This window comes from Variovorax sp. 770b2 (genome assembly GCF_900115685.1).
GTDB lineage: Bacteria > Pseudomonadota > Gammaproteobacteria > Burkholderiales > Burkholderiaceae_C > Variovorax.
Window position 1 is genome coordinate 375,592 of the sequence record NZ_FOXJ01000006.1, and the last position, 16,748, is coordinate 392,339.

The 16,748-nt window shown below is 66.3% G+C and carries 12 protein-coding genes and 1 rRNA gene; 4 read left to right on the forward strand and 9 right to left on the reverse strand.

From position 1 onward, the window contains the following. Nucleotides 1-22: 22 nt before the first annotated feature. The 5 genes from hutH to BM133_RS27740 are packed head-to-tail and all read right to left on the reverse strand — an operon-like array spanning nucleotide 23 to nucleotide 4,997. Nucleotides 23-1,582 carry a histidine ammonia-lyase gene (hutH, locus tag BM133_RS27720; protein WP_093441178.1) on the reverse strand — a complete coding sequence of 520 codons (1,560 nt, stop codon included), beginning with the start codon at nucleotides 1,580-1,582 and terminating at the stop codon, nucleotides 23-25. A gap of 60 nt (nucleotides 1,583-1,642) precedes the next feature. Beyond that, a complete protein-coding gene (hutC, locus tag BM133_RS27725; RefSeq protein ID WP_093441180.1) occupies nucleotides 1,643-2,380 on the reverse strand; it encodes a histidine utilization repressor in 738 nt (245 codons plus the stop codon). A 10-nt stretch (nucleotides 2,381-2,390) separates the two neighbouring features. Continuing rightward, on the reverse strand, nucleotides 2,391-3,185 hold the full coding sequence (locus BM133_RS27730) for an ABC transporter ATP-binding protein (protein WP_093441183.1): 795 nt from the start codon (nucleotides 3,183-3,185) through the stop codon (nucleotides 2,391-2,393). Then, complete coding sequence (locus BM133_RS27735; RefSeq protein ID WP_177224957.1) at nucleotides 3,170-4,048, reverse strand: ABC transporter permease; 879 nt, start codon at nucleotides 4,046-4,048, stop codon at nucleotides 3,170-3,172. Before BM133_RS27735 ends, BM133_RS27730 begins: the two co-directional genes overlap by 16 nt. Then, on the reverse strand, nucleotides 4,029-4,997 hold the full coding sequence (locus BM133_RS27740) for an ABC transporter substrate-binding protein (RefSeq protein ID WP_093441188.1): 969 nt from the start codon (nucleotides 4,995-4,997) through the stop codon (nucleotides 4,029-4,031). Before BM133_RS27740 ends, BM133_RS27735 begins: the two co-directional genes overlap by 20 nt. Nucleotides 4,998-5,299: 302 nt before the next feature. Between BM133_RS27740 and recQ the strand changes: the two genes are divergently transcribed. Beyond that, nucleotides 5,300-7,195, forward strand: a complete 1,896-nt coding sequence (gene recQ / locus BM133_RS27745; RefSeq protein WP_093441190.1) for a DNA helicase RecQ — start codon at nucleotides 5,300-5,302, stop codon at nucleotides 7,193-7,195. A gap of 111 nt (nucleotides 7,196-7,306) precedes the next feature. On the opposite strand, the gene BM133_RS27750 is transcribed toward recQ, so the two are convergent. From BM133_RS27750 to BM133_RS27760, 3 genes are all read right to left on the reverse strand, one after another. Beyond that, a complete protein-coding gene (locus BM133_RS27750) occupies nucleotides 7,307-8,491 on the reverse strand; it encodes a nucleoside hydrolase (protein WP_093441193.1) in 1,185 nt (394 codons plus the stop codon). 179 nt (nucleotides 8,492-8,670) lie between these two features. Beyond that, complete coding sequence (locus BM133_RS27755; protein WP_093441195.1) at nucleotides 8,671-10,305, reverse strand: S41 family peptidase; 1,635 nt, start codon at nucleotides 10,303-10,305, stop codon at nucleotides 8,671-8,673. Between the two features lie 49 nt (nucleotides 10,306-10,354). After that, the gene (locus BM133_RS27760; protein WP_093441197.1) at nucleotides 10,355-12,679 is read right to left on the reverse strand and encodes an ATP-binding protein; all 2,325 of its coding nucleotides are present in this window, start codon (nucleotides 12,677-12,679) and stop codon (nucleotides 10,355-10,357) included. 117 nt (nucleotides 12,680-12,796) lie between these two features. On the opposite strand from BM133_RS27760, the gene BM133_RS27765 reads away from it, so the two are divergent. The 3 genes from BM133_RS27765 to BM133_RS27770 all read left to right on the forward strand — a co-directional run bounded on the left by BM133_RS27765 (nucleotide 12,797) and on the right by BM133_RS27770 (nucleotide 16,259). After that, nucleotides 12,797-13,996, forward strand: coding sequence for a threonine ammonia-lyase (locus BM133_RS27765; RefSeq protein WP_177224958.1), 1,200 nt, complete (start codon nucleotides 12,797-12,799; stop codon nucleotides 13,994-13,996). A 98-nt stretch (nucleotides 13,997-14,094) separates the two neighbouring features. Continuing rightward, complete coding sequence (locus BM133_RS35245; protein WP_177224959.1) at nucleotides 14,095-14,247, forward strand: hypothetical protein; 153 nt, start codon at nucleotides 14,095-14,097, stop codon at nucleotides 14,245-14,247. A 146-nt stretch (nucleotides 14,248-14,393) separates the two neighbouring features. After that, a complete protein-coding gene (locus BM133_RS27770) occupies nucleotides 14,394-16,259 on the forward strand; it encodes a phosphoenolpyruvate carboxykinase (GTP) (RefSeq protein ID WP_093441202.1) in 1,866 nt (621 codons plus the stop codon). Between the two features lie 174 nt (nucleotides 16,260-16,433). Here the strand turns inward: BM133_RS27770 and rrf are convergent. After that, a 5S ribosomal RNA gene (gene rrf / locus BM133_RS27775) occupies nucleotides 16,434-16,546 on the reverse strand. Between the last annotated feature and the right edge of the window lie 202 nt (nucleotides 16,547-16,748).

Here is a 16,748-nt window from a genome sequence, read left to right on the forward strand (position 1 = left end):
CCTATCTATCGGTGTGACGTTCTTACGAGTGACTGGGCAGGATTTCGAGCAGCGCGGCCGGCAGCTCGGCCTTCAGCGCCCACTGGCGCATGGCTTCGATGTCGGGGGCGAGGTAGCGGTCGCGCTCGAGGAACGCGACGTTCTGGCGGATGCGGGCGAATTCCGCTTCGACCAGCGGCGAGCTCTTGAGCTTGCGCTTGAGCTCGATGCCTTGGGCGGCGGCCATCGCTTCGATGCCGACGACGACGGCCGTGTTGTTGACCATGTCGCCCAAGCGCCGCGCGGCGAAGGTGGCCATCGAGACGTGGTCTTCCTGGTTGGCCGAGGTCGGCAGGCTGTCGACGCTGGCGGGGTGCGCAAGCGACTTGTTCTCCGAGGCGAGTGCCGCGGCCGTGACCTGCGCGATCATGAAGCCGGAGTTGAGGCCGCCGTCGCGCACCAGGAACGGCGGCAGGCCCGAGAGGCCGGTGTCGAGCAGCAGCGCGATGCGGCGCTCGGCGATGGCGCCGACTTCGCTCACGGCCAGCGCGATGATGTCGGCCGCGAAGGCGACGGGCTCGGCGTGGAAGTTGCCGCCCGAGATGACTTCACCGGTGTCGCAGAACACGAGCGGGTTGTCGGATGCGGCGTTGGCTTCGATGACGAGCACGCGCGATGCGTGTGCGAGGTTGTCGAGGCAGGCGCCCATCACTTGGGGAATGCAGCGCACCGAATACGGGTCTTGGACGCGGCCGCAGTCGGCATGCGACGGGACGATCTCGCTGCCTTCGAGCAAGGTGCGCACGGCGTCTGCGACGGCGATCTGGCCGGGCTGGCCGCGCGCTGCGTGGATGCGCGCGTCGAAGGGCTTGATCGAACCCTGGATCGCTTCGAGCGACAGCGCGCCCGACATCAGCGCGGCAGCGAACACGTCTTCCGCGCCGAACAACCCGGCAAGCGCCAGCGCGGTCGACACCTGCGTGCCATTGAGCAGCGCGAGGCCTTCCTTCGGCCCGAGCACGAAGGGTTCGAGGCCGATGCTGCGCATCGCTTCTGCGCCGCTGACGACCCTGCCGTCCGCCAGCGTCGCCTGGCCTTCGCCGATCAGCACGCAGGCCATGTGCGCGAGCGGCGCGAGGTCGCCCGACGCACCGACCGAGCCCTTGCACGGAATGCTCGGCGTGACGCCCGCGTTGAACAGCGCCAGCAGCGCATCGACCAGCGCGGGCCGCACGCCCGAGTGCCCGCGCGCCAGGCTCACCGCCTTGGTCGCGAGGATCATGCGCACCACCGGCGCGGCCAGCGGCTCGCCCGTGCCCACGCTGTGCGAGAGCACGAGGTTGCGCTGCAGCTCGGCCAGGTGGTCGTTGCCGATGCGCGTGCTCGCGAGCTTGCCGAAGCCGGTGTTGATGCCGTAGACCACCTGGTCGTTCTCGACGATGTGGCGCACCGCCGCCTCGGCCTTCGCCATGCCGTCCAGCACCGAAGGATCGAGCACGAGCCGCACGCCGCCGGCCTGGATGCGGCGCAGCATCGCAAGGTCGACCTTGCCGGGCGTGAGGGTCAGGGTGGCATCGGATGAAGCTTTGTGATTGCTTGGCATGTGAACCTGTCTATACAAGTAGTTGCGAGAGATAACGATCGGTCTGTGAGACGAAAAAAATCAGCCGAAGCTTGGGTTGCCGTCGGCTTTGAAGCGGCTGCCCAGGCTGTAGCGCGACGCTGGGTGCAGGCAGCGCACCCAGGTGACGGGCGTGTTGCGCGTCCAGGTGCGGCGCGTGAGCAGCAAGCAGGGGTCGGTGACTTCCATCGCAAGGCGCTCGGCCTGTTCGGCGTTGGGCAGCACCGCATCGACGACGTGCTCGATCTGGTCGAAGGGCACGTTGCGCACCAGGTATTCGCTGGGCGGCATCAGGGTGAAGTCCTGCTCGAGGTAATCGGGCACGACCTGCGGATTGACGTAGCGCTCTTCCAGCTGCACCGGCGTGTCGTTCTCCAGGTGCAGGCAGGCGCTGTGGAACACCGAATCGCCCGCGCGCAGGTCCAGCCATGCGGCCACGTCGGGCGAAGCGGCGATGCGCTCGACCGCGAGCATCTCGCAGCGGTAGTCATGGCCGCGCTGGCGGATTTCGCTCGCGATGTTGGCGATCTGCAGCAGCGTCGATTGCGGTTTGTTCTCCGCGACGAAACTGCCGACGCCGGCCACGCGCACGATGCGGCCCTGCTCCACCAGTTCGCGCAGCGCGCGGTTCACCGTCATGCGCGCCATGCCGAACTGTGCGACCAGCTCGTGCTCCGAAGGCAGGCGATGGCCGGGCGGCCAGGTGCCGTCCTGGATCTTGCGGGAGATGTGATCCTTGACTTGCGCGTAGAGCGCGAGGGTCGGCAGGTCGCGTTTCATCGTGCGCTGTTCAATGCTCGGCCGCGGCCATCGACTCGGCGCGGATCTCTTCGGTCAGGCGCGCCTTGATGTCCATGAACTCGGGCGAGGTCTTGATCGTGTAGCTGCGCGGATGCGGAAAGTCCACCGCGATCTCGGTCTTGATGCGCCCCGGCCGCGCGCTGAACACCGCCACGCGATTGGCCATGAAGATCGCCTCGTCGATGTCGTGCGTGACGAAGAGCACCGTCTTCTGCGCCGACTCCCAGATGCCGAGCAAGAGCTCCTGCATCAGCACGCGCGTCTGGTTGTCCAGGGCGCCGAAGGGCTCGTCGAGCAAGAGCATCTTGGGGTCGTTGGCGAGCGCGCGGGCAATAGCCGTGCGCTGCTGCATGCCGCCCGAGAGTTGCTTGGGAAAGTGGTGCTCGAAGCCGCGCAGGCCCACCTTGGCGATGAAGAACTCGCTGCGCTCCTTCTGGTCGGCCTCGCTCATGCCGCGCTCGCGCAGGCCGAAGCGGATGTTCTGCGCCACCGTGAGCCACGGAAAGAGCGTGTAGCTCTGGAACACCACGCCGCGGTCGGCGCCCGGGCCTTCGATGCGCTCGCCGTCGAGCATCACCTGGCCGGTCGTCGGAAAGTCCAGGCCGGCCACGATGCGCAGCAACGTCGACTTGCCGCAGCCCGACGGGCCGAGGATGGTGACGAAGTCGTTCTCCTTCACCTCGAAGTCGATGGGCAAGAGCGCTTGCGTGCTTTGACCTTTGGTGCCGGTGAAGACGCGCGAGACGCCTTGAATGGAAAGCTGGTTCTTCACAGTGCGGCCCATGCGAACAGACGGCGATTCATCGCCTTGAAAGCGAAGTCGGACAGGAGGCCGATGACGCCGATCACGATGATCCCGAAGATGATCTGCCCGGTGTTCAAGAGCGCCTGGCTGTCGGTGATCATGTGGCCGATGCCCGACGAAGAGCCGATCAGTTCCGCCACGATCACGTAGGTCCACGCCCAGCCGAGCACGAGGCGCAGCGTTTCGGCGATGCCCGGTGCGGCGCCCGGAATGAGCACGCGCGCCACGATGCCGCGGCTGTTCGCGCCCAGCGTGTAGGCGGCCTCGACGAGGTCGCGCCGCGCGCCGCCCACGGTCACGGCCACCATCAGCACGATCTGGAAGAAGGAGCCGATGAAGATCACCAGCAGCTTCTGCATTTCGCCCAGGCCCGCCCAGAGGATCAGGAGCGGAATGAAGGCCGAGGCCGGCAGGTAGCGGCAGAACGAGACGAAGGGCTCGAAGAAGGCCTCGACCGTTTTCCAGGTGCCCATCGCGATGCCCAGAGGCACCGCGAACACTGCGGCCAGCAGGAAGCCGCCGAACACACGCCACACGGTCATGCCGATGTCGCCGATGAAGCCGTACTCGGTGAAGAGCAGCCAGCCTTCCTTGACCATGGTCGGCGGGCTCGCGAGGAAGGTCGGCGACACGAAGCCGCCGAGCGTGGCGAGCGACCACACCAGCACGAAGACGACGAAGAAGCCGAGCCCCAGCAGCACGCGCGCACGCGCGCCGATGGGCTCGAGCGGCGCGAACGCGCGGCGGCGCACGGGCGCCGCGACGGGCTGGGAGGACGCGGCACCCGCCGATGCCGCGCGGGGCGGCACCTGCGGCAGCGCCTTACTTGACGTAGCTTGCATCGAAGGTGACTGCGTAGTCTTCAGGCGCCTTGCGGATCACGCCGGCTTCCAGAAGGATTGCCGCGGCTTCCTTCATGAAGGTGGTGAGTTCGCCTGCGAAGAACTTCTGGTTGGCCGCCTTGTCCTGCCAGCGCAGGTAGGCCGACGACTTGGCGAACTGCTCGCCGCTCTGCTTGACGGCCGAGCCCATGAGCTCGTTCGACTTGGCCGGGTCGGCCTTGATCATGTCCAGCGCATCGAAATACGACTTGGTGAGCGCCGCGGCCGCCTTGGGGTTGGCCTTGAGCCAGGTGGGCGCGCAGCCGACGGTGTCCATCACCATCGGGTAGTCGAGCGTGGTGGCCAGGATCTTGCCGGCGGCGGGGTTGGCGCGCACGGTCGAGAGGTAGGGCTCGTAGGTCATGGCGGCGTCGTTCTGACCGGCCACGAAGGCTTGGGCTGCGGGCTGCGGCTCGAGCGAGACGACCTTCACATCCTTCAGGGTCATGCCATTCTTGCTGAGCATCCAGGCCAGGCCGAAGTACGGCGCGGTGCCGGGGGCGCTCACGCCGATGGTCTTGCCCTTCAGGTCGGCGAAGGTCTTCACGTCGTTGCGCACCGCGATGCCGTCGGCGCCGTAGGACTTGTCCATCTGGAAGATCTGCACGATCGGCACGCCGTTGGCGTTCCAGGCGACGTGCGTTTCCACGGTGGTGGCCGCGCACTGGATGGCGCCCGAGGCCAGGGCCAGGTGACGGTCCTTCTGCGGGATCATCTTCAGTTCGACGTCCAGGCCGTTCTTCTTGAAGATGCCGGCCTTGTCGGCCAGCGAAAGCGGCGCGAAGCCGGTCCAGCCGGACATGCCGAGCGAGATCTTGGTGTCCTGGGCGGCGGCCGTTCCGGCCATGCCCGCTGCACATGCACCTGCTGCCAGCAGCGAAGCGACTTTCACAACTACCGTCTTGACCATGGGTACTCCTGGTTCCGTTTTTCAGATATGGCTCGGCGATGCGCCCCAGGGCCTGGGCTGCGCGCGCCTCGCATTGTTGCCAAGCGCCCCAACTTGTATATACAGGATAACCCGGGAGGGTCGTTTCGGTGCATTTCTTCAGGAAGATGCACCAGATTGCTGTCTAGACAAGAAAGGCGGCGGGACGGGGGTCTCCATTGCAAAGCTCGTGCCACAGTCATAACCGGGTGGCTGGGGGACAATCGACCGCCTCCCCCGCCAGCCCACCCTTCATCCCCTCCCGACGTCCGCCTCCGCAGCCCGTGTCCTCCCTCGCACCCCACCCCCTCGACGCTCCCGGCAGCAGCACCGCACCGGCCGAAATCCTCCACGAAGTCTTCGGCTATTCGCAGTTCCGCGGCGCCCAGCAGGACATCGTGGATCACGTGGTGGGCGGCGGCGACGCGCTGGTGCTGATGCCCACGGGCGGCGGCAAGTCGCTCTGCTACCAGATCCCGGCCATCGCGCGGCAGCGTGCGGGGCGCGGCGTCGCGGTGGTGGTGTCGCCGCTGATCGCGCTGATGCACGACCAGGTCGGCGCGCTGCACGAGGCGGGGGTGAATGCGGCGTTCCTCAATTCCACGCTCGACTGGGAGCAGACGCAGGACGTGGAGCGCCGCATGCTGCGCGGCGAGATCACGCTGCTCTATGCGGCACCCGAGCGCGTGAACACGCCGCGCTTCCTGTCGCAGCTCGATTCGCTCAAGGAGCGCGGCAAGCTCTCGCTGTTCGCGATCGACGAGGCGCATTGCGTGAGCCAGTGGGGCCACGACTTCCGCCCCGAGTACCGCGCGCTCACCGTGCTGCACGAGCGCTATCCGGGCGTGCCGCGCATCGCGCTCACCGCCACCGCCGACGACCTGACGCGCGCCGACATCGTCGAGCGGCTGCAGCTGGAAGAGGCGCGCCAGTTCGTCTCCAGTTTCGACCGGCCCAACATCCGCTACACCATCGTCGAGAAGAAGGACGCGACCACGCAGCTGCTGCGCTTCATCGAGCGCGAGCACGAAGGCGACGCGGGCGTGGTCTATTGCCAGTCGCGCAAGCGCGTGGAAGACCTCGCGACGACGCTGCAGGGCGCCGGCATCAACGCCCTGCCCTATCACGCGGGCCTGGACGCGGCGGTGCGCCAGAAGCACCAGGACCGGTTCCTGCGCGAAGAAGGCATCGTGATGGTCGCGACCATCGCCTTCGGCATGGGCATCGACAAGCCCGACGTGCGCTTCGTCGGCCATCTGGACATGCCCAAGAACATCGAGGGCTACTACCAGGAAACCGGCCGCGCAGGCCGCGACGGCGCCCCCGCCGACGCCTGGATGACCTACGGCCTGAACGATGTGGTGAACCAGCGCCGCATGATCGACGAGAGCCCGGCTGGCGAGGAGTTCAAGCAGGTGATGCGCGGCAAGCTCGATGCGCTGCTGTCGCTGGCCGAGGCGAGCGACTGCCGGCGCGTGCGCCTCCTGGGCTACTTCGGCGAGAAGAGCACGCCCTGCGGCAACTGCGACAACTGCCTGAATCCGCCGAACGTGTGGGACGGCACCGATGCCGCGCGCAAGCTGCTCAGCACCATCTACCGCGTGCAGCAGCTGAGCGGCATCAGCTTCGGCGCGGGGCACATCATGGACATCCTGCGCGGCAAGGAGACCGAGAAGGTCAAGCAGTTCGGGCACGAGCGCATCAGCACCTTCGGGCTGGGCGCGGAGTTCAGCGAAGTGCAGCTGCGCGGCGTGCTGCGCCAGCTGATCGCCACGGGCGCGCTGGCGGTGGATGCGGAAGCGTTCAATACGCTCAAGCTCACCGAGGGATCGCGCGCGGTGCTCAAGGGCGAGGCGAACGTGACGCTGCGCGAATCCATCTCGTCACCGGCCGAGCGCAAGCCGCGCCGCGAGAAGGTCGCCAAGGGCGCGCCTTCGCCGGCCGCCGCCAAGCTCGACGACACCGGCAAGAAGCGCTTCGAGGCGCTCAAGGCCTGGCGCGGCGAGGTGGCCAAGGAGCACAACCTGCCGGCCTATGTGATCTTTCACGACGCCACGCTGGCGTCGATCGCCGAGCGCGCACCAGCGACGCTCGAGGACCTGCAGGGCATCAGCGGCATCGGCACCAAGAAGCTCGAGGCTTACGGCACCGAGGTGCTGCGCGTGTGCTCGGCGTTTTGAAAAGGCTCACCCCCAGGCTTCGCGCACTTCGTGTCGCTTCGCCAACCCCCTGCCCGGGCAACACCTGCGGCCCGGCGAAGCCGGTTCCGCGGCGTTTCCCCTGTTGCGAGTTCAGTTCGCAGTTGCGGGCAGGGTGATCGGCACGGGCCGCGTGAGCAGGTCGACGAAGAGCTCGAAGAAGCGCGGGTTGTCGAAGCGCTGCACCACCGTCATCTTCTGCAGCGTCGGGCCCGCGGGCTGCGAGGCGTAGCCGATGGAGCGGCCGTTGTCGGCGGCGCCCGGCTTGGCGACCACGTCGACGTAGCGCTCCACCGTCTTGGTGGCGTAGGTCGGGTCGATCAGGTAGGCGAGCGTGAGGGTGTCCCAGATGTTCTGCGTGTAGTCCGGGTTGTTCTCGAAGCCGTTCGTGCCGCTGAAGCCATAGCCGTTGAGCTTGCGGAACACTTCGGTCACGGCGGTCGGCTTGGCCGGGTGGGCGATGCGGTCGTACACCGGCTTGGTGAGGAACACGGTGTCGGTCACGTCCAGCGGCACGATCACCTGCGGGATCGGCAGGCGCACCACGAACTGCGCGGCATCGGGGTCGAACCACCAGTTGAACTCGGCCGTCTTGGTGGTGTTGCCAGCCACGTCGACGGCGCCGCCCATGTAGATGATCTTCTTGATCAGCGGCACGATCTCGGGGCTCTTTTTCACCGCGCGCGCGATGTTGGTGAGCGGGCCGATCGCCAGGATGGTGACTTCGTTCGGGTTGGCCTTCACCGTGTCGATGATGAAGTCGACCGCGCTCTTGCGCTGCACCAGCGTGTGGGTGGCAAAGCCGTCGGGCGAGGGCTTCAGGTCGGCGTCCGTCTTGGGCTCGGGGCCGCTCCAGGCGCCCAGGTAGCCGTCGTTGCTCGCACCTGCGGCCATTTCGGCCTCGACGTCGGCGAAGGTGTGGTTGAGCGCATAGTTCTCGCCCACGTACACGCCGATGCGATCGCCCACGCCGAGCCGCTCCACCGACATCAGCGCATCGGCCACGCCTTGCTTGAGCCACTGGTTGCCCGAGACCACGCTGATGCCCATGACCTGGACCTTGCCCTCCGCCTGCAGCTGCGCGGCCATGACGCCGAGCTGGCCGTCGTCGCTCATGGTGTTGTAGTCGCTGTCGATGATGATCTTCTGCGCGGGCGGCGGCGTTGCGCCGAAGCCGGGCGCGAGCCCGAAACCGCCGTTGCCGTCGCCGCCGCCACCACAACCCGCCAGTACGGCGACGACGATGAGGGTGAACACCGTCCCGATCCATTTGCGCATCTGCTTCTCCTAAGAATTTGGTTTTCAGTCGAGGCCACTGAAATACAAACGTTTGCGCAAACCTTTGCGCAAACGTTTGCCTAACTCTAAATGCCGAAGCGCATGCATGGCAAGGTGCTGTGGCTAGGGGTTTTCCGCGAGGCCGTGCGAAGCGGCCACGGGCGCCCGTCGATTCCCTGTCAGCCCGCGCTGGGCGGAGGGTCGATCAGGCGGTTCTCGCGCAGCGGCGAGCGGTTCAGGAGGGCCGGCTGTTCCTCCTCGGGCCCGACCTGGGCCTTGTCCAGGCCGGTGCCCGGCGCGGCCTTGGCCGATGCCGCCGGCACGGGGCACGCGCCGGCACTGCGCAGCGCAAGCGCCGCGGCCAGCCGCGCCTCGGCGGGGTCGCCCAGCGGGTGGTCGAAGTCGTCGGCCACGGTGCAGTTGGCATTGGGCGCGAAGCCGTCGCCGTAGTCGCCGAAGCCCGCCTGGTTCACGCCCTTGAACTGGATCGCGAAGTAGGTGGTGCCGCAGTTGTCCTGCGGGTAGAAGCCGTAGGGCTTGCCGCAGGTGGTGCCGCCCACGAGGTTGACCGTGACGCCGATGCCGCGCAGGCTGTTGATCACCGACTCGCTGGCCGAGCAGGTGTCGGGGCTGGTCAGCACGGTGACGCGCGAGAGGCCGAGCGTGGGCAGCGGCTGGTTGGTGCGGCTGGTGCCCAGGAACGGCGTGAGGGCCTGTGCGAGCGTGAGGCGGAACGGGTTCTTGTCGTTGAAGCTCAGCAGCTCGAAGGTCTTGCCGCCCGTCTGGCCGGGCCCGGCCACCATGTACGCCAGCCGGCTCGCGATATTGAGCTGGCCGCCGCCGTTGTAGCGCATGTCCAGCACCAGGTCCTGGATGCCGCCGTTCTCCTTGAGCTTGTTCACCGCCGCGATGAGCTGCGCCTCGGAGGTCGTGATGTGGTCGTTGAACAGCAGGTAGCCCACGCGGTTGCCCGGATCGCCGATGGTCTTGACGTTCTGGACGGGCGTGCGCGTCACTTGGGCGGCCGTGAGGTCGATGGTTCGCGTCGCGCTGCCTTCCTGCAGCTTGAAGGTGTGCGTCTCGCCAGCTGCTTGCGGCGAGATGCCGCGGTTGATCACCGCCGTGTTGGTGCCGTTGAGCACGTCGATGCCGTCGATCTCCAGAATCTTTGCACCGCGCGCGATGCCTTGGGCCGCGGCAGGCGAACTGGCGTGCGGCTCGACGAAGGCCACGCGCAGGTCGCGGTTCGGACGGGAACTGCGCACGAACGCGAACTCGATCCCGTAGCCCGGCGAGACGCCGGCCTGCGACAGCTGGCGGTACACCTCGGTGTCGTAGATGTAGTGGAAGCGGTCCTTCGCCCGGCCCGAGGGCGAGGTGGTGGCCGGCGTCTTGAGCACGTTGAAGAAGGCGACGGGCGTCGCGTAGTCGGCCGCCTTGAGCGTGGTCGGCACCTCGTTGTACCAAAGGTAGGTTTCGTCGATCCAGCTGCGCACCCAGTTCTTTTCGTTGTCGACGGTGCCCGCGTTGTCGGGGTAGGCGCCCCCCGTTTCGGGGTTGATGCCGCGGCGCGGCGCGGCGCACAGGCCGGCAGCCTCCGAGGAGGGGGCGAAGCCGCCATTCCCGCCACCGCCGTCGGTGGGCGGATTGCCCGTGGGTGGCGGCCCGCCGACGATCGGAAAGCCGCCGCCGCCTCCTCCGCCCCCGCCTCCACCGCCGCAACCCGCCAGGAGGCCGGCCACGGCGAGCGCCGCCGCGGCCGCCCACGCGCCGGGACGCGGCAACTGCCGCAGGTCTGTGTTGCGAAAGCCCATGGATGTCCTCCTCGTGCCCGCGACGGCGGACACGCCCGCTTGTTGATCTTTACTGGACGAAGCCCATGCCGCGCGATTCGCGAACTTCGGGCTTGATGCGGTGCTCGGCCTCGAGCTGGTCGAGAAACTCCGTCGCCGAGAACTCGACCGCGAGGATATCGGTCTGGCGTTTCACCGCCGCGAAATCCCCCGGGCACAACTGTGCCAATTGCGCGAGCCGCGTTTTCGCTTCGCCGGTCAGGAGCGCCGCATCGCCCGCCAGCGCCTCGGTCACGAACATGCGTTCGCGCTGCACGGCCGTGAGCGGCTTGAACTTGATCTTGAAGGTGAAGCGCCTGAGCGCCGCCTGGTCGAGCCGCTCGAGCAGGTTGGTGGTGCAGACGAACACGCCGTTGAAGCGCTCCATGCCCTGCAGCATCTCGTTGACCTCGGTGACTTCGTAGGTGCGCTGCGCGCCGCGCCGGTCCTGCAGGAAGGAGTCGGCCTCGTCCAGCAGCAGCACGGCCTTCTCGGCCTCGGCCTCCTTGAACATGGCGGCCATGTTCTGCTCGGTCTCGCCGACGTACTTGCTCATGAGGTCGCTGGCCTGCTTGATGATGAGCGGCCGGCCCACGGCCCGCGCGATGTGCTCGGCCAGCGCCGTCTTGCCGGTGCCCGGCGCGCCGTAGAAGCACAGCGTGCCGTGGCCGCGGGCCTTGAGCGCCTCGGCGATGCGCGGGATCTCGAAGCGGGTCTCCACGTTGAGCATGTCCAGGTCGTAGGTGGTGACGTTGCGGCGCTCGCCGCGGCCGGTGTCCAACGTGCCCAGCGCCAGGTCGGCGTTGCGCAGCTGCCGCTCGATGAGGCCTTCCATCGAGGCGTCGTCGGTCTTGGCGAGCCCTGCGAAGCGCACCGCGGTGCGGATCTGCGCGGGCGTGAGGCCCTTGCGCTCGGCCAGCTTGGCGGTGAAGGCCTCGGACACCACGACGCCTTCGAGCGTCTTCTTCACGAGCTGCTCGCGCGCGCCGGGCGGCGGCGACTTGAGTTCCAGGTGGTAGGCGAAGCGGCGGCGGAACGCAGGGTCGATCTGCTCGATGCGGTTGGTGACCCACAGCGTGGGCACGGGGTTGGCCTCCAGGATCTGGTTGACCCAGGCCTTGCCGCTCACGCTGCCGCTGGTGGACGCCGGAATCTGTTCGGCGCGCGCCATGAATTGCGCGGCCTCGGTGCTGATCGGCGGGAACACGTCCTCGACTTCGTCAAACAGCAACGCGGCCTGCGCGCTGCCCTTCAGGAACACCTGCGCGATCTGCAGCGAGCGGTAGCGATCGCGGCCGCTCAAGGAGTTGCCGTCGCGATCGGCGTATTCGACCTCGAAGAGCTCCAGTCCCGCAGCTTGCGCAACCACTTTCGCGAGCTCGGTCTTGCCGGTGCCGGGCGGGCCGTAGAGCAGCACGTTGACGCCGGGCTCCTTGCGCGCAACGGCGGCGCGCAGCAGCGTGACGAGCATCTGCGCGTCTTCTTCGACGAAGGAAAAATCGTGCGGCGTGAGCGCGCTCTTGGCCGAAGGCCGCGTGAACACCGCCATCAACTCGTTGTGGTCGCGGTACTCGCGCATCAGCACCGGCGGCAGCTTCTCGCTGACCTTCATGAGGTCGGCCAAGTCGGTGATGTTGTGCTCGGAGATCAGGTTCTCGACGAGGCCGATGCGCTCCAGCCGCGAGCCTGCGCGCAGCGCCTCGCCCACTTCGCTCGCGTTGACGCCCGCGATGTCGGCGATGGCGGCGTAGGCCTCGGGCGCGTTGTTGACCTTGAACTCGACCAGGAGGGAACGCAGGTCGCGCTGATAACGCGCGAGCGTGCCGTAGAGCAGCAGCGCGCGCTCGGCCTTGTTGAGCTGCAGGAGGCCCGCGAGCGCATCGATGTTCTTCTCGACCAAAGTCGATTGCTTGCGCAGGGCATGCGTGAGCCAGTCGCGCGTGACGGCGAGCACCGAGAGCAGGTCTTTCGGCTGGTCCTTCGCGTATTCGTCCAGGTAGAAGAAGAGCGTGCCTTCTTCATACGGGCCGCGCCAGACGCCGTGGCGTTCGAGCAGCGTGCGGCCGTCGAAATTCTCCACGCCCTTCCATGCTTCGTTGCCCGCGCAGCGTCGGCCGAGGAATTCGCGCAATCGCTGCAATACCGCGACGGGCCACACGAGGTGGCGCCCCGTGAGCGAGAGCAATCCGTTGATATCGCGCCGCACATTGAAGCGCGGCCCCTGCTTGGCGGCGAGCGTGAGCACGAAGTGCGAGCACATGAGCTCGAGCACCGGCGCTTCCTTCAGGCCAGGCGAAGGCAATGCCTGCCCGCGCACGGCAGCAGCCACTGCATCGACACCCGCACGCTTGACCATCAGGCAACCTCCGATGAGGAATTTCGTGGAGAGACCATAACGCAGACTTTTGGCTTCGGGAAGACGCCGAAAGGGTAAAAACCCTGATCCGGCCGTTCCACCCCCACAATGCGCGCCATGGTTGGAATCGAAGAAATCCGGCGCGCCGCGGTGCGCCTTGAGGGGCAGGTGCTCAATACGCCCTGTGTCGAGTCACGCACGCTCTCCGAAATCGTCGGTGCGCAGGTGTTCCTGAAATTCGAGAACCTGCAGTTCACATCCTCGTTCAAGGAGCGGGGTGCGTGCAACAAGCTGGTCGATCTTTCGGCGGCGGGCACGCGCGGTGTGATCGCCATGTCGGCCGGCAACCATGCACAAGGTGTGGCCTATCACGCGCAGCGGCTCGGGCTCCGGGCCCTCATCGTGATGCCGCGCTTCACGCCTGGGGTGAAGATCGAGCGCACCCGCGGCTTCGGCGCCGAGGTGGTGCTGCACGGGGACACGCTCGATGCAGCCCGTGCCCATGCCCTGGAACTGGCCGAACGCGAAGGGCTGACCTTCGTGCATCCCTACGATGACGAGGCCATCATCGCCGGCCAGGGCACGGTGGCGCTGGAGATGCTCGACGTGGTGCCGGACCTGGACACGCTGGTCGTCGCGGTCGGCGGCGGCGGGCTGATCGCCGGCATGGCGGTCGCGGCGCGCGATCGCAAGCCGGGCATCGAGATCGTCGGCGTGCAGACCACGCGCTTCCCGGGCATGGTGAATGCCATCAAGGGCACGCACCACGTGCAGGGCAAGAGCACCATCGCCGAAGGCATCGCGGTGGGCACGCCGGGCGTGCTGACGCAGGAAATCATCGCGAGCAAGGTCGACGACCTGCTGCTAGTGGACGAAGGCGACATCGAACAGGGCGTGCTGATGCTGCTGGAGATCGAAAAGACCCTTGTGGAAGGTGCGGGTGCGGCCGGCCTTGCGGCGCTGATCCGGCATCCGGAGCGCTTCAAGGGCAAGCGGGTGGGGCTGGTGCTGTCGGGCGGCAACATCGATCCGCTGCTGCTCGCGGCCATCATCGAGCGCGGCATGGTGCGGGCCGGGCGGCTGGCGCGGGTGCGGGTGAGCGCGCGCGACGTGCCGGGCTCGCTGGCCGAGATCACGGCCACCGTGGCCGAAGCGGGTGCTAACGTCGATGAGGTTCATCACCAGCGCGCGTTCACGATGCTGGCAGCCCAGAACGTCGACATCGAACTGGTCCTGCAGACCCGCGGCCGGGCCCACCTGGCCAGCGTCCTCATGGCCCTGAAGGACGCCGGCTTCGAGGCCGAGGAGCAACATTGAGAGCGCGAGAGGGGCTCGCAACCCCCTAGACCGCTCCGCGGAGCCCCGCCGGTAAAATGCCGGCAGTTTTGTCATTTGTGTATTCGAGGTACTTCCCGATGTCCAACCCCACTCCCGTCGAGCCCGGCCACGCCGCGGCCACCGAACATGACGCCGTCGAATCGGTCGTTCACCTGATGCCGCTCGTGCTGCCGCTCGCTGGCGGCGTGCTGATGCTCCTGCTGGCATCCATCGCTGTCTACTTGGCCTGACAGCCTGTTGGGCTGTCGTCCGCGGGCGGTGCGGCCCGCGGCGGCGCAATCTCCCTTCGCGAAACGTTTTCTCAAACGGACCTCCGCGCCCACGCAGGCACGGCGTCCCGTTCGGAAAGACGATTTTTCAACTTAGGAGATTTCCGATGAACGCACCCACGATGAAGGGCCTCGCCATTCAGGCGCCCTCATACGTCAAGAACGCGAAACTGATTGCCTGGGTGGCCGACATGGCCGCGCTGTGCAAACCCGAGGCCGTCTACTGGTGCGACGGCAGCAAGGAAGAGTACGACCGCCTCTGCCAGCAACTGGTCGATGCGGGCACCTTCAAGAAGCTCAACCCTGCCAAGCGGCCCAACTCGTTCCTGGCGGTGTCCGACCCGACCGACGTCGCGCGCGTCGAGGACCGCACCTTCATCTGCTCCAACGAGAAGGAAAGCGCCGGCCCGACCAACAACTGGATGGCGCCCGCCGAGATGCGTGCGACGCTGCAGCCGCTCTTCGACGGCTGCATGAAGGGCCGCACGATGTATGTGGTGCCGTTCAGCATGGGCCCGCTGGGTTCGCCGATCGCGCACATCGGCATCGAGCTCTCCGATTCGCCCTATGTGGCAGTCAACATGCGCATCATGACCCGCATGGGCCAAGCCGTGTACGAGGTGCTGGGCGCCGACGGCGAATTCGTGCCCTGCGTGCACACCGTGGGCGCGCCGCTCGAAGCCGGGCAGAAGGACGTGTCCTGGCCCTGCAACAAGACCAAGTACATCGTTCACTACCCCGAGACGCGCGAGATCTGGAGCTACGGCTCGGGCTACGGCGGCAACGCGCTCCTGGGCAAGAAGTGCTTCGCGCTGCGCATCGCCTCGAACATGGGCCGCGACGAAGGCTGGCTGGCCGAGCACATGCTGATCCTGGGCGTGACGAACCCCGAGGGCAAGAAGTACCACGTGGCGGCTGCTTTCCCGAGCGCCTGCGGCAAGACGAATTTCTCGATGCTGGTGCCGCCCGCCGGCTTTGAGGGCTGGAAGGTCACGACCATCGGCGACGACATCGCCTGGATCAAGCCCGGCAAGGACGGCCGCCTGTACGCGATCAACCCCGAAGCGGGTTACTTCGGCGTGGCGCCTGGCACCAACATGCTGACCAATCCGAACTGCATGGACAGCCTGAACCACGACGTGATCTTCACGAACGTGGCACTCACCGACGACGGCGACGTCTGGTGGGAAGGCATGGAGCAGGACACCAGGACGCTGCCCGCGCACCTGACCGACTGGCAGGGCAAGGACTGGACGCCGCAGATCGCCAAGGAAACCGGCGCGAAAGCGGCGCACCCGAACTCGCGTTTCACCGTGGCCGCGACCAACAATCCGGCGCTGGACGACGCGTGGGACGATCCGAAGGGCGTGGCGATCGACGCCTTCATCTTCGGCGGCCGCCGTTCGACCACGGTGCCGCTGGTGACCGAGGCGCGCAATTGGGTCGAAGGCGTCTACATGGCAGCCACGATGGGGTCCGAAACCACGGCAGCGGCCGGCGGCCAGCAAGGCGTGGTGCGCCGCGACCCGTTCGCCATGCTGCCGTTCGCCGGCTACAACATGGCCGACTACTTCCAGCATTGGCTCAACGTGGGCAAGAAGCTGGAGGCTTCGGGCGCCAAGCTGCCGAAGATCTATACGACCAACTGGTTCCGCAAGGGTGCCGACGGCAAGTTCGTCTGGCCTGGCTATGGCGAGAACATGCGCGTGCTGAAGTGGATGATCGATCGTGTCGAAGGCAAGAAGACCGAAGGCATCGAACACATCACCGGTGTGAGCCCGCGTTATGAAGATCTCAATTGGACGGGGCTGGAATTCAGCGCCGAGCAATTCGCCACGGTAACCAGCATCGACAAGGCTGCCTGGCAAGCCGAGCTGAAGTTGCATGCGGAACTGTTCCAGCAGCTGTCGCATCACCTGCCGAAGGAGCTGCCGGAAACCAAGGCAGCCATTGAACAACGCTTGGCTGCCTGATCTTCAGCAGCTTTAAATAATTAAAGCCCGGTGGATTGCTCCACCGGGCTTTTTTATTGGTCGATTGCTTCAAGCTACTCGCTGGAATATTCGCCCTTTAGCATTGAATAAAGGCGCTTGCCGCAAAGCAAAAAACCCCAGTCATTGCTGACTGAGGTTTTCTGGGCTGTAAGAGCCTGACGATGACCTACTTTCACACGGGAACCCGCACTATCATCGGCGCTGAGTCGTTTCACTGTCCTGTTCGGGATGGGAAGGAGTGGTACCAACTCGCTATGGTCATCAGGCATAAAGGGTTGTCTGGTTGATCACGCGATCAATCAGACGAATTCATAGAGTTTGGAATCAGCATGCAATTGTCTTGCACTGGCTTGAATGTATTTTGAATGCGTCAACTTGGCATAACACCTTGATCTGTATTTTGATCAAAGTTATAGGGTCAAGCCTCACGAGCAATTAGTATCAGTTAGCTTAACGCATTACTGCGCT

What these genes read in the sequence shown, in the direction of transcription:
- hutH (WP_093441178.1), bottom strand. Translation starts at nt 1,582, where the DNA reads ATGCCAAGCAATCACAAAGCTTCATCCGATGCCACCCTGACCCTCACG.
- hutC (WP_093441180.1), bottom strand. Translation starts at nt 2,380, where the DNA reads ATGAAACGCGACCTGCCGACCCTCGCGCTCTACGCGCAAGTCAAGGAT.
- BM133_RS27730 (WP_093441183.1), bottom strand. Translation starts at nt 3,185, where the DNA reads ATGGGCCGCACTGTGAAGAACCAGCTTTCCATTCAAGGCGTCTCGCGC.
- BM133_RS27735 (WP_177224957.1), bottom strand. Translation starts at nt 4,048, where the DNA reads ATGCAAGCTACGTCAAGTAAGGCGCTGCCGCAGGTGCCGCCCCGCGCG.
- BM133_RS27740 (WP_093441188.1), bottom strand. Translation starts at nt 4,997, where the DNA reads ATGGTCAAGACGGTAGTTGTGAAAGTCGCTTCGCTGCTGGCAGCAGGT.
- BM133_RS27750 (WP_093441193.1), bottom strand. Translation starts at nt 8,491, where the DNA reads ATGCGCAAATGGATCGGGACGGTGTTCACCCTCATCGTCGTCGCCGTA.
- BM133_RS27755 (WP_093441195.1), bottom strand. Translation starts at nt 10,305, where the DNA reads ATGGGCTTTCGCAACACAGACCTGCGGCAGTTGCCGCGTCCCGGCGCG.
- BM133_RS27760 (WP_093441197.1), bottom strand. Translation starts at nt 12,679, where the DNA reads ATGGTCAAGCGTGCGGGTGTCGATGCAGTGGCTGCTGCCGTGCGCGGG.
- BM133_RS27765 (WP_177224958.1), top strand. Translation starts at nt 12,797, where the DNA reads ATGGTTGGAATCGAAGAAATCCGGCGCGCCGCGGTGCGCCTTGAGGGG.
- BM133_RS35245 (WP_177224959.1), top strand. Translation starts at nt 14,095, where the DNA reads ATGTCCAACCCCACTCCCGTCGAGCCCGGCCACGCCGCGGCCACCGAA.
- BM133_RS27770 (WP_093441202.1), top strand. Translation starts at nt 14,394, where the DNA reads ATGAACGCACCCACGATGAAGGGCCTCGCCATTCAGGCGCCCTCATAC.